Here is a 13,755-nt window from a genome sequence, read left to right on the forward strand (position 1 = left end):
ATAAAAATTCGAAAGTGCATTCTCATTATATTTATAGTTCAATAGAATTAGTTAAAGAGGCTCTTATTAAAAGTTCTTCTCTTCTTTCTGGGCTATCATTATCAATATTTTGAATATGTCCAAAGTATGATATTCTACCAGTGTTAATTAAATTTTTATATTTTTCTTTTTCTTTTTGTATCCATTTACCAGGTTTTTTATATTTAAAATACCCAAAACTTTGTACTATTTCTTCGTTAGAAATTTCTTTTCTTTTTGCTGTAAAAATATGGTCATTATTTTCATCATAAATTTCTAAAATTAAACCTGGTAATCCGTTAAAAACATATGGACCATCTGAAATAGGTATTTCAATGCTAAACCATGCAATGAATTTCCGATTCCCATATTGACCTTCAGCTTTTACACATTCATAGCCTAATATTATTTTTTTATCCTTCTTTATTTCCCATTCAAAATTATAAGAAGGAGTTTTAAACTTTATTTTAGGTAAAGTATGATCAACAAATAAAGAATCATGAATTTTATGAACTGTATATACATGAACTTTAGACATTGTTCTACCTTTTGTATTAAATAAATTCAATCCATTTTTACTAGCTTCTCTTAAAATTTTATTACTTTTGAATGCATTACTTGTCTGAGAAATGGAAGAGTTATTACCAATATATAAACTTATTAATTCGTTCACATATTGATCAAATCCTTTATTAATTCGATAAGAATAATCATATTCAATAAAAAATTTTGCAGTATCAATAGTAATAATTTGACTTAGTATTTCAGAATATTGAAATATAAGTAATACTATAATTAATAATTTCTTTTTCATATCTATTGATCTAAATAGTAATGAGCAGCAAGCTCATTACTATTTGACTTACAATTATGTTCTAACAAACATAATAGACATCTGATTTAATTATTCCCCAAGCTTGATCATCATGACCAGTATTGAAAAGATGTTCAATGATATCAATACAGCTTTCGTGAATTAGACCTCCTCTTACTTTTTTCATTTGTTTAGTTTTTAACTTTTTCATGGTTAAATTAGGGTTAATTAGTTATTGCTACTCTTTTATGGATTTTCGCATACTCCAGTTCTATCTAGATATTTTTTAAGGCTAAGTGTATAACTTTAAGACAAAAGTTAGAAAGGTCATTCCTATTAAATAGAATGGTGTATAACCTATTATAACGGCATAAATACTTTGTTTTAACGATATATTAGAATGTGATTTTTGTATATAATATGATAAACTTAGAATAAATAATATGTAAAAAAAGTTGATTGCTTTACCCCAGTTTATAAAAATAGAAGGTAAGGAAATTTCTTTCAGATAATAACTCATACTCCAAGGAGAGAACGAATAAAAATCACCTATAAATACGAGATTTTCAATCCAAATAAACCATACTATTTTTAACGCTATTGGTATTAATAATATGTATTGGCATAATAGAACATATTTAAATAATTTTGAAAAATGTATTTTTAGTTTTAGAATTATATATCCAAAAAGCCCCATAATTGATAATAATAAAGTTTTAAAAATTATATTAAATGGAGTTTTTAAATACTCTATATATTCATTATTTACTTTATTTTTTAAATAATTATTTACCCTTTCTTCTCCTAATAAATATTCATAACTATCTATAAATATTTTATCTTTCAATAAGTAATTATTTGATACATATGATAATATTATTTCTATAAAACATAGAAATAAAAAGGAGTATATTAAATTGTATTTCATTAGTTTTTAGTTAAATAAAATTAGTAGTTAATTGGATAATAATACTAGAATATTATGTTAGTTTAATGGTTTTAATAATTTGTGTATACAATTCTATGAAATTGTTTTTATTTTTACAAAATGAGAAATCTATTAATATTAAATTTCTTTTAAATAAAATTAGAATTGTACAACAATAAAAATATTCATAATGTTAAGTTCAGAGAACTATTTTAAGTTAATAATGAATTACAATTCCTTATTATAATTATTTTTTTTAAAATGAAAACCCTAATTTATAAATATGAATAATCATATTTTTAGTGTTAAAATATATATTTAAAAATACTACTTTTAAATATTATTATTTTGTTCATGCTAATTTTGATAGTAAGTCCCTGTAAATCAAACTTTTAATTTTTATTTAAAAGTGTTTTTTTACATAAAGAAGACTCTTTGTGTACTAAATTTATCGTTTAAGTATCTTATTCTTTAAGTCAACACCTTCTCTTATTATATCTACATTTTATATTTTCAGAATTCCTTATTTTGAATAAATACCTGTATTCTTATACGTTAGTAACTATAAAAATAGTACAGTATTTTTTTGCTTTTAAAATCTTTAGATTATTTATAAATTCAAACTAATGATTAATTGAATTTTAATTTGATAAGAGTTGATTATGTTTTTAACCCACTTATTATCAATATAGTATTATTACCATTTTTTAATTAACATATAACAAGTGTTAATGTTTTATGATCGAACTTTTCTTCAATAATAATTAGTCAGTGTGCTTATCTATTACTATACTTAATAAGTTCAATACACGATTTTTTAAGGAATAATTATGAGAGATTACTTTTTACAATACTAAATTACTACTCAAGATAAAACGAGATCATAATTATTTATAAAACATGATTGATTACCCAAAGTTATCAAGCAATATGCAGTATAATACCGGTTTGAAACAAAATTCTGTTAGAGCTTTTGGAGATGAATTATTAAAATTAGAGAATATCATAAAATAGAAATGTATCTGTAAATTTATTAAAAGTAAGGTGTTAGAAGGAGGGTATTTAGTAGCAAATCTTTCATTTTGATACAATAAAGTAGGTTTTAAAGGTTGTGTTTGTGGGTGTCTTGTACTGTGAGATACACCAATTTTATAATCAACTACACTATAGAGAGAAGTGTTTTTTAGTTTTGAAGAAGTGAAATGAATAGACTTAATCAAATACTTCTTGAAAATGCAAAACCATTTTAAAACACTTCTTTTACTTCTTTTTTTTAGTATACTTAGTAGTGGTCAACTTATGGCTGCTGAACGAGATAACTTTAATAACAATTGGAAGTTTATAAAAGAAGAAGCTCCATTATCATTTAAAATAGAAGAAGTTATTGCCAATAATTTTAACGATGATAATTGGGAAGCAGTACGTTTACCCCATTCTACAAGGTTAGAACCATTACCAGTAAATAACCAATGGCAGGGAATTTCTTGGTATAGAAAAGATTTCGAAATACCTGCATCGGCAACAGATAAACAGCTACTTATTGAGTTTGAGGCCGCCATGAATTTTACTCAAATCTGGATAAATGGAAGATTAGTAAAAGAACACCAAGGAGGATATTTACCAATTGTAGTCGATGTAACAAGTTTAATAAAATTAAAAGGTGAAAATACGATTGTAGTCCGCTTAGATAATACAGATAATGAGGTAACTGGACCTAAACCTTTAAAGCGATTAGACTTTAATATGTATGGTGGGCTATATAGAAATGCATGGTTAATTAGTAAAAATAAAGTGCATATCACACACCCAATCTTAGAAAATAAAGTAGCTGGTGGTGGTATTTTTGTAACTTACCCAATAGCTACAAAAGAAAAAGCAATTGTAAGTGTGCAAACACACGTTAGTAATTTAGGTAATACATCTCAGTTACATGTAGTTCAGGAAGTTCTAAAGGGGAATAAAGTAATAGCAAAAACAAAAAGCGAGAAATTCACTTTATTAAAAGATAAAAGCCATACATTAAAGCAAGATTTATCCATTAAGAAGCCAAATTTATGGTCGATAGATCACCCAAATTTATATGCTCTTGTTACTAAAATCTATAAAGGAAAGGAACTAGTAGACGAAGAAACAACAACAATTGGAATCCGTAGAATGGAGTTTAAAGGGACTTCTTTTTATCTAAATGGAAAAGAAACATTTTTGAGAGGAGTCAACAGACATCAAGAGTATCCTTTTATTGGTTATGCATTATCTGATAATGCTCAAGTAAGAGATGCTATAAAAATAAAAAAAGCAGGTTTCGATTATGTACGTTTATCACATTATCCGCAGTCTCCTGCATTTATGGACGCATGTGATTCTCTTGGGTTGGTAGTATTAGACGCAATTTTAGGTTGGCAATATTATAACCCATCAGATGATTTTAGAAATCAGATGTTTAATGCAAGCAGAGATCTTATTAGAAGAGATAGAAACCATGCGTGCGTAATGGCATGGGAAGTTTCTTTAAACGAAACACAGATGCCTTTAGAGTTTAGAGAAAAGCTATCTGCGGTTGCTCACGAAGAATATCCGGGAGACCAATGTTTTACTGCAGGGTGGATGGCAGATGGTTGGGATATTTATCTACAAGCACGTCAGCATAGAATACTCCATAAAAACAGCGGACATGTAGAAAAACCTTATTTAGTTTCTGAATATGGAGATTGGGAATATTATTCTAATAATGCAGGTTTAAACCAAGATAAAATGTCTAAAGATTTAAGGTTTAAAACAAGTAGTCGTCAGTTAAGAGCGTTTGGAGAAAAACGTTTATTGCAACAAGTAACGAATGTTCAAGAAGCTCATAATGATAATTTGACAACTTCTGCTTTTGCAGACAGTTATTGGGTAATGTACGATTACACTAGAGGGTACCACCCAGATATTGAAAGTTCTGGATTAATGGATATTTTCCGTTTACCAAAATGGAGTTACTACTTCTATCAGAGTCAGAGATCGCCAACAAAAGCACACCCTGCAATGGTTAAAATTGGTAGTTATTGGCAAAAGAACTCGCCACTAAATCTACGTGTTTTTAGTAACTGCGATGAGGTGAAATTGTACTTAAATAATACATTAATTGGTACGCAAAAACCTGATAAAAATACAGCTTCAACGAACTTAAACCATCCACCATTTACTTTTAAAATGAATGCTTTTAAAGAAGGAACTCTAAAGGCTGTAGGTTATATAAATGGAAAAGAAATTACAACAGATATTGTAAGAACGCCAAAGCAACCTAAATCGGTTAAAATTACCATTGATAAAAGTACTGTAGCTCTTGCATCTAATGTAAATGATGTAGTGTTTGTTTACTTTTCTATTGAAGATGAAAATGGAACTTTGGTAGCAGATTATGATCAAAAAATTAATATAAAACTCAATGGAGATATAGAACTGATGAATGTTGGAGAGGTGAAGGCAGAAGCTGGAATAGGGACTGCATTAATTAGAATAAATTCTTTAGAAAAAGGGTTTTCAATTGAGGCAAATACAGCAGATAGTTTACATGGTTCTTATGAGTTTGGAGCATTATAATTTAAAAAAATAGTGCTTTTAAAATACTACTGATATACTACTGAGTACACTTAAATTATTGAGCGATACACTTTTTTATTGGGTAATATAGACCTTACTAATACCTAATAAAAGGGGGTTTATACCATCAAAAAGTAATAAAAATGGATGAAATGATATTTTTTAAACTTAAAGATCAGTCAAAGAGGCTACTGCCCGTATTTTTTGGGTGTCTAATGATTTTATCGTTTTCTTGTCAGAAAATTGAGAAGATAACACAGGTAAATCAAACAAAAAAGAGCCAACCAAACGTTATTCTTTTTGTTGCAGACGACCACGGTAAAGATGCTCTTGGTTGTTATGGTAATGATGTGATTCAGACACCAAATTTGGATCAGTTATCGGAACAAGGAACCACATTTAATAATGCATATTGTACAAGTGCAAGTTGTGCAGCAAGTAGGTCTGTTATCCTTACAGGAAAGTTTGGACATGCCACAGGTTCTTATGGACATACGCACGATTATCATCATTTTAGCACCTATGAAAACGAGAAATCTTTACCACTTCTTTTAGAAGACGAAGGGTACTATACAGCAAGAATTGGTAAGTACCATTTGGCACCAGAAAAGGTGTTTCATTTTGAAACTACGCTAAAGGCAAATCAAAGAAACACGGTACAAATGGCAGACAAATGTAAGCCAGTTTTTGAGAGTGAAAAACCTTTCTTTTTGTACTTCTGTACAGGAGATCCACACAGAGGAGAATCAACAGGTTCTAATTGGTACGATCCTAATAGTTTTGGCAATAAAAGAGAAGGTTATAAAGGTGTAAAAACTGTAGCGTATAAACCAGAAGATGTGATTGTACCTTCGTTTTTACCAGACTCTAAAGAATCGAGAGAAGAATTAGCTCAATATTATGAGAGTGTTTCTCGTATAGATCAAGGTTTTGGTAGACTAATGGAAAACTTAAAGGCATCTGGTAAATTAGAGAATACAATTGTTATTTATATTTCTGATAATGGAGTAGCATTTCCTGGAGCAAAAACAACATTGTACGAACCAGGTATGAATTTACCATGTATCATAAGAGACCCTTTCATTAAAGAAAAAGGAAAAACAAACGATGCAATGATCTCTTGGGTAGATTTAACTCCAACTATTCTCGATTATGTAGGTGCTGAATATAAAGAACAAGCGTTTCATGGCAGATCGTTTAAAAAGGCATTAGTTAATCAGGATTCTACAGGCTTTAATGAAATTTTTGCCTCTCATATTTTTCATGAAATAACAATGTATTACCCAATGCGTGTGGTAAGACATAATAATTATAAACTGATCTATAACATTGCACATAAATTAGATTATCCATTTGCTTCAGATCTATGGGTATCTTCTACTTGGCAACAAGTAAACAGAACAGAGGCTAAATATTATGGAAAAAGAACAGTAAAAGATTACTTAGAACGTGATGAATTTGAATTGTATGATTTAAAAAATGACCCAGATGAAGTGGTCAACCTAGCCAATAATGAGAACTACAAAGAAGTTTTGGCTGATATGAAGGAAAGAATGCAAACTTTCCAAGAAGAAACTAACGATCCTTGGAAGTTATTCTGGAGTAGAGATTACAGTTTACAAGGGACAGGACTAGATTTATAAGAAAAAATATTATGTGTGACTACAAAAAAATTATACTACAACTTTTAAGTGTATTTGTCTTCTCATTTTCTGTGAACGCAGAAGAGGTAATAGTTTTAAAACCGAAAAAAGGAGACAGAACTTTAGCGTTGAGAACAGCTTTGGAACAAGTAAAAGGTAAAGAAATAAAACTCGTTTTTGAAAAAGGGACCTATTTCTTTGCTCCAGATTATGCTTACGAAGAGGATTGCTATATCACAAACCATGAGAATGGGATTAAAAAAATAGCCTTTCATCTCCAAGATTTTGATAAAGTAACAATAGAAGGGAACGGTTCAGACTTTATTTTTCATGGACAAATTCTTCCTTTTCAGTTTGATAATTGTAAGAATGTTTCTGTAAATGGAATAAATGTAGATTGGGATATTCCATTCAGTTTTCAAGGCGAGGTAATTGAAGTGAATCCAAAAGAAGAGTGGAGAATTATTAAACCGTTTAAAGAGGGATTTTCTTGGAATTTAAAGGGAGGAGCAATAGTTTTTCCTGCAATTGATGGTTTTAACTTTTCAATTTTAGGAAGCACATTACCTTTTAATAAGACTACAAAAGCAGTAACATTTGGTGCAATTGACCAAACATGTAAACCAAATAGAGTAGAGAGATTACAGAACGGGAATCTTAAAATATATGAGAAATTGAAATACTACCCTCCTGTAGGATCAATTGTACATTCTAAAGGAAAGAAAGGAGAAAATAGATATGCACCGGCTTTTCATATTATTCGTTCTAAAGATGTAGTTCTTGATAAAGTTATTGTTCACCATGCGTTAGGAATGGGTTTTCTTGCAGAAAAATCTGAAAATATCACGATAAAAAATAGTGGTGTTTACCTTAAAGACGGAACAGATAGAGTAGTTTCTAGCTTAGCAGATGCAACTCATTTTTGTAATGTAAAAGGCAATATTTTAATAGAAAATTCTCGCTTTGAAAATATGCTTGATGATGGTACAAATGTACACGGAACATACGTTTTGGTAGATGAAATTGTAGATGAGAAAACGGTACGGGTAAAATTGGCTCATTTTCAACAAACAGGATTTGAATTTGCTGGAAAAGGAGATGAAATGTGGTTTATTCATGTACCAAGCCCGTCAAGAGCAGAAGTAAATACAGTAGATAGCGTAGAAATTATTAATTCAACATTTTCTGAAATTTCTTTTCAAGAAAACTTACCTATAACACTACGTAAAGGAGATGTTTTAGAGAACAAAACCTGGAACCCTACTTTTACAATGCGAGGATGCGAAATTAAGAATCATAGAGCAAGAAATATTGTATTAAAAACGCCTTTAAAAACAGTTATCGAAAACAATAATCTCTCTTCAATGATGTCTTCAATTTTGTTTAGAGGAGAAACCTATTATTGGTTTGAATCTGGAGGAGTAGAAGATGTGTTAATTCAGAACAATACATTTACAAATTGTGCAACAGCGGGAAAAGAACATGCCGTAATGTGGATAACTCCAAGGTTAGGAAAAGAATTTTCTACAGAAGAAGTATATGATAAAGGAATAAAGTTTATCAATAATACAATAAATACTTTTGATGCTAGAATTGTAAGAGCAGACCGTACTTCTGACCTATTGATTAAAGGAAATACGATTACAAAAACAACAGATTTCACACCTCTTTTTCCAGACAGCCCAATGTTTGACTTTGTAAACTGTGAGAAAGTAGAAATTAGTAATAATATATACAAAGGACCTAAACAAAATGGGATTTTATTGGATGATAAATCATCTAAAAAAGTAAAAATAAAAGACAATAAAGGTTTTGATATTATACCAAAATCAGAGATGTAATAAATTATAAAAATACTATTTAAGTGTGTGTTTATCTTCGCTACAAGATAGGCACACATTTTTTGTAAAAAAACTTTATTTTATATCTAAAAATCAAATATTTTTCAAGTAATAAGTATCATTAATACACATAAAATCGTATATTTGATACTATAAATAATTATATTTTTTATTGATGAACATCTGTATAGAAATCGACTTATATACTTATTAATCAGCTATTAAATACTACACTTTACAAAAGTATCATACGTTATTTGTATGTACTAGATAAACAAAGATTATGAGACAATTTTGCACTTTTTTTATTTGCTTCCTTGTTCTAGTTTTACCTATTAAATCCTTTTCACAAGACGAAGGAATTAATCCGAAATTAATAAATAGTTATTCCATGCCACAAGGGTTATCTCATTATGGAGTTACCTCTGTTTTAGAAGATCATAATGGTCTTTTATGGGTAGGAACTTTTGATGGCTTAAATTATTATGACGGCTTTGAGTTTAAAACTTTCAGAAATACAAATTCTGTTCATTACTTAAATAGTAATCGTATTCGTTCTTTATTTCAAGACGAAAATAATACCATCTGGATAGGGTCAGACCATGGTGTAAATATCTATAATTATACAATAAAAAAGTTTAAGCAAGTCTATATTGTTCGTTCTAAAAAAGGAGTGAAATCTGGACCAATTGTAAGGCAAATATTACCCCTAAAAAATAGCGTGATTTGTGTTACTGAATCACAAGGATTATTATTTTTTAATAAAAAAACAACAAAGTTAGAGAATACAATTCAGATGCCTGAAAAAACAGTGGTTTATAAGGCTGTTAAGACAACAAAAGATAAATTATTATTGGCAACCTCTAAAGGTTTATTTGCCGTAGATATTCCATCCAAAACACTTACGTCTTTATTAAAAAAGCAAATTCCTAGAGCAAGTGATTTGGCTATAGACAGTACAGGAACTATCTATTGCTTGGGTAATTCTGGTGTTGCATTATTGAAATTAGACCAACAAAAAGAATATAAATTGAAAGGAAAGTTCTTTCTAAATAAAAAGTTCTTAACGGTCTATGTAGATAAACAAGAAAATATTTGGTTGGGAGAAAGAGAAGAGGGATTAACGGTTCTTACTACAAACGATTTTCTTGATAAGAGAAAGCCATTAAAGCAAATTACTGATAAAAAATATTATGGTTTAAGTAGGGTGAGTTTTTTACTTCCTGATGCTAAAAGTGGTTGTTGGGTAGGCTCATTTAGTACAGGTCTCTACCATTTACAATTAAAGCACCAAGAATTTAAATATTCTAATTTAAACACAGGGGGATCTAAACAATCTAATTCGAATCAGATTTTACATATTGATGTTTTAGACAGTACAAATGTTCTTTTAAACGTCCATTTTAAAGGCCTTATCAATTTTAACACTAAAACAGGACAAATAGAAGAACTACCTAAGAACTTGAAAGTGTTTAAGTCTCTTACAGCAGGTTCTTTAATTATGGACCAAAAGGGAGGGCAGTTTATAAGACAAAATGCACTATCAGGTAATTATCTTTACCAAGCCAAAGGGAGTTCGTTATGGCATGAAATACGTTATAAAGGACTTAATAATTTATCAACAGTTAAGATGAGGTCATTAATTATTGATAAACATGGCTACCATTGGATGGGATGTAATGAAGGACTTTTTAGATTGAAAATAGAAAAAAATGGAGTTGTAAGTAGTGCAGAATTTATAGATGAATATCCTGTAGGTTCAGGTAAATCTTTTAAAGAGCTACGTTACGTTTATGAAGATCCAAAGTATAATTTTATTTGGATAGGAACAAAGCAAGATGGTCTCTTTAGGTTAAATAACAATCCTAAAAGAACGTTAGCTAAAATGAAAACACAACAGTTTGTTCATTCCGATGAAAATAGGTATTCTTTATCGAGTAACTTTGTGTCTTGTATTCAAAGGTTACCCAATGGTCAGCTGTGGATAGGAACTGAACAAGGAGGTATTTGTGAAGTTGAAAACAGCCAATTAGCTTGTACTTTTAAAAGTTATACAGAGAAAGAGGGGCTAGACAATAATACCGTAAAATCTATATTGTATGATAAGCAAGATAATTTATGGATTACTACAAATAATGGTATAAATGAGTTTAACATTAAAACAAAAAAGTTTAGAAATTATTCTATTGAAGATGGTGTAATAGTATCTCCATTTGTATCTGCAGAAGGGTACTTAAAAGATGGTAGAATGGTATTTGGCGGTGGAAATGGAGTGTGTTATTTTAACCCAGATGAGATTACAAATGAAGTACCTTTATCTAATTTATTATTAGGCGATTTTAAGGTGTTTAATCAAACCATTAATCCATTAGATACTTTAAATAATAAAGTAATTCTTACTAAGGCCTTAAACGAAACAAAGAAAATAGAATTAGATTATAATGAGAATGTATTTTCTATTGAGCTTATTTCTTTGCACTTTTCTAATGCTAAAAGCAATTTAGTAAAGTACAGATTGCTACCCCAAGATAAAGAATGGGTAATAACAACTTCGGAGATGAAAGTGGCCAACTTTAATGGTTTGCCCCCTGGTAAATATACTTTCCAAGCCTCTACATCGAATACTAAAAAAGAATGGTCGGCAATTAGAGAAATACAGTTGGTAATTAACCCTCCAATTTGGAAAACAGTTTGGGCATATATTTTATACGTAATAATTGTATTACTAATTTTATTTGTTGTTGTAAAATTCTTGCTTCGTTTAAATACTTTAAAACACGAGTTACATATTGAACAAATTGAGAGAAATAGAATAGACGAATTGAATAAAACAAAGATTCGCTTATTTATGAATATCTCTCATGAGTTTAGAACACCACTAACTTTAATAGTGGGACCTTTACAGATTTTACTTAAAATGTTTAAGTCTAATCAAGATGCTTTTCAACATCTTAATCTTATAGAAAGACAATCTAAAAAGATGTTTCAATTGGTAAATCAGGTACAAGATTTCCAAAAAGCAGAACAGAGTCTTTTAAAATTAAAAATGAAAAGTTTTGATTTCACTGAGTTAATTACTGAAGTGAAAAAGGATTTTGATCAATTAGCAGAGCACACAGAAAAAATATTTAAAATAGAAGGAGAAGCTAATAAGTTATTTGTCGTAGCTGATAAGCCAAAATTGGAAATCATTTTAAATAACTTATTAAATAATGCTTTTAAGTTCACTCAAAAAGGAGATGCGATTACATTAAGTTATGGTATTAAAGATGGAGAGCTATTTTTCTCTGTTAAAGACACAGGTATTGGAATTAATCAAGCAGATTTACCTCATATTTTTGATCGGTATTATCAATCTGAAGAAATAAATACGGCTACTATTGGTTCTGGAATTGGTTTAGCTTTTTCGAAGAAAATTGTAGAGTTACATTATGGTAAAATTTCTGTAGATAGTACAAAAGAAGAAGGTACAGTTTTTAGTGTCCTCCTTCCTGTACAAGTAAGTAAAGACGATACCTTTAATGAAAATAGATTTAATGAAATTCTAACTTCTGAATCTGATGATGAAAAGCAAAAATTACATCCAAATAGTTTTGAGCTTCCTACAAATCTTATAGACAAAACATTGAAAGAATTAAACATCTATTATGTAGAAGATAATGATGATTTAAGAGACTTTGTGTATACATCTCTTTCTGAATTTTTTAATGTAACAGCATTCGAGAATGGAAAGAAATGTATGGATAAGATAGAAGAAGAATGGCCAGATTTAATTATTAGTGATATTCTGATGCCAGAGATGAACGGCTTAGAACTTTGTAGTGCTATTAAAACGGATGTAAGAACTAGTCATATTCCTGTGTTGTTACTTACTTCTAGATCTTCTATAGACGATCAAGTAACAGGTTTAGAAAGTGGGGCAGATGCCTACATTAGCAAACCTTTTGATCTAAAACATTTAGTAGCTACTACGCAGATGCTATTAAAGAATAGACAGAAGCTAAGAGAAAGATTTAGAATTGATTTTCCTGTAGAAGTCGAAAAAAAGAACAACAATAAGAGCGATAGAGTTTTTATGGAGAAGCTCTACGAACTTATGGAGGAACATCTTGATAATGAAGAATTAGATATCAATATATTTATCAAGGAACTGCACCTTAATAGAACACACTTTTACCAAAAAGTAAAAGCAATTACAAACTATACACCATATGAACTATTAAAATTGTATCGCCTTAAAAAAGCAGCTGAGTTTATAGTAAATGAGAAGCTAACCGTTTCTGAAGTGTATTTAAGAACAGGTTTTAAGAGCAGAACACACTTTAGTAGAATGTTTAAAGAACATTATGGCGTTACACCAGGGAAATACGGCAAAGAGGTTGAGAAACCAAAAACTGTAGAGGTATAACATAAAAATTAGAATTTGATACTATTTAGTTAAAATCTGCTAGTCATACTATTTTACTTCTACGTTAAACAATGTGTAGATAGAATAATAGTAGTATAGATAGTAGTTATATAGAAAAGAGCTTTCCAATGGAGTGCTCTTTTTTTATGTTTAATTTTTACAGACCCGATTATCTTAATTAAAAGATTTTAATTATTCCTATAACTATTAAAAGTTATATTTTGATATTTTAATATCATAATGTGTAAATCTTAAAAGATAATAATGACGTTATATATACCATAGACAGTAGTTAGATTATATAGTTTAAAGGGATGCTTTTATAAAGTATCCTTTTTTTTATGTCTAATAATTCTGAGGATAGTATAGAATACTTAAAAATGCTCATTTTAGATAAGATAATCCACTTTTGTATGTATCGACACACCTTGTGTACGTGTAAGTACTAAGCTCTATTTATTTCTATTCATTTTTGTGATGTAGAAGAACCATAAAGAAAATTGAATTCTAAATGGTTTTTC

General features: G+C 29.3%; 7 protein-coding genes. 4 read left to right on the forward strand and 3 right to left on the reverse strand.

Annotation, left to right across the window (positions count from 1 at the left end; translation table 11 throughout):
* Positions 1 to 31 precede the first annotated feature (31 nt).
* From EI427_RS17455 to EI427_RS17460, 3 genes are all read right to left on the reverse strand, one after another.
* Positions 32 to 832 (reverse strand): GLPGLI family protein, encoded by an 801-nt coding sequence (locus EI427_RS17455; protein WP_126617155.1) that lies wholly within the window; start codon positions 830 to 832, stop codon positions 32 to 34.
* 61 nt (positions 833 to 893) lie between these two features.
* Positions 894 to 1,043 carry a hypothetical protein gene (locus EI427_RS25935; protein ID WP_155523298.1) on the reverse strand — a complete coding sequence of 50 codons (150 nt, stop codon included), beginning with the start codon at positions 1,041 to 1,043 and terminating at the stop codon, positions 894 to 896.
* An 81-nt stretch (positions 1,044 to 1,124) separates the two neighbouring features.
* Positions 1,125 to 1,679, reverse strand: a complete 555-nt coding sequence (locus tag EI427_RS17460) for a hypothetical protein (protein ID WP_126617157.1) — start codon at positions 1,677 to 1,679, stop codon at positions 1,125 to 1,127.
* 1,314 nt (positions 1,680 to 2,993) lie between these two features.
* Here EI427_RS17460 and EI427_RS17465 point away from each other — a divergent pair.
* From EI427_RS17465 to EI427_RS17485, 4 genes are all read left to right on the forward strand, one after another.
* On the forward strand, positions 2,994 to 5,342 hold the full coding sequence (locus EI427_RS17465; RefSeq protein ID WP_126617159.1) for a glycoside hydrolase family 2 TIM barrel-domain containing protein: 2,349 nt from the start codon (positions 2,994 to 2,996) through the stop codon (positions 5,340 to 5,342).
* A gap of 152 nt (positions 5,343 to 5,494) precedes the next feature.
* Positions 5,495 to 6,985, forward strand: coding sequence for a sulfatase family protein (locus tag EI427_RS17475; RefSeq protein WP_205727873.1), 1,491 nt, complete (start codon positions 5,495 to 5,497; stop codon positions 6,983 to 6,985).
* Between the two features lie 11 nt (positions 6,986 to 6,996).
* A complete protein-coding gene (locus EI427_RS17480) occupies positions 6,997 to 8,826 on the forward strand; it encodes a right-handed parallel beta-helix repeat-containing protein (RefSeq protein ID WP_126617161.1) in 1,830 nt (609 codons plus the stop codon).
* 391 nt (positions 8,827 to 9,217) lie between these two features.
* Complete coding sequence (locus EI427_RS17485) at positions 9,218 to 13,234, forward strand: hybrid sensor histidine kinase/response regulator transcription factor (protein WP_170178531.1); 4,017 nt, start codon at positions 9,218 to 9,220, stop codon at positions 13,232 to 13,234.
* The last annotated feature ends 521 nt before the right edge of the window (positions 13,235 to 13,755 follow it).

It is taken from the genome of Flammeovirga pectinis (assembly GCF_003970675.1).
Classification (GTDB): Bacteria; Bacteroidota; Bacteroidia; order Cytophagales; family Flammeovirgaceae; genus Flammeovirga; species Flammeovirga pectinis.

What these genes read in the sequence shown, in the direction of transcription:
- EI427_RS17455 (WP_126617155.1), bottom strand. Translation starts at nt 832, where the DNA reads ATGAAAAAGAAATTATTAATTATAGTATTACTTATATTTCAATATTCT.
- EI427_RS25935 (WP_155523298.1), bottom strand. Translation starts at nt 1,043, where the DNA reads ATGAAAAAGTTAAAAACTAAACAAATGAAAAAAGTAAGAGGAGGTCTA.
- EI427_RS17465 (WP_126617159.1), top strand. Translation starts at nt 2,994, where the DNA reads ATGCAAAACCATTTTAAAACACTTCTTTTACTTCTTTTTTTTAGTATA.
- EI427_RS17475 (WP_205727873.1), top strand. Translation starts at nt 5,495, where the DNA reads ATGATATTTTTTAAACTTAAAGATCAGTCAAAGAGGCTACTGCCCGTA.
- EI427_RS17480 (WP_126617161.1), top strand. Translation starts at nt 6,997, where the DNA reads ATGTGTGACTACAAAAAAATTATACTACAACTTTTAAGTGTATTTGTC.
- EI427_RS17485 (WP_170178531.1), top strand. Translation starts at nt 9,218, where the DNA reads ATGCCACAAGGGTTATCTCATTATGGAGTTACCTCTGTTTTAGAAGAT.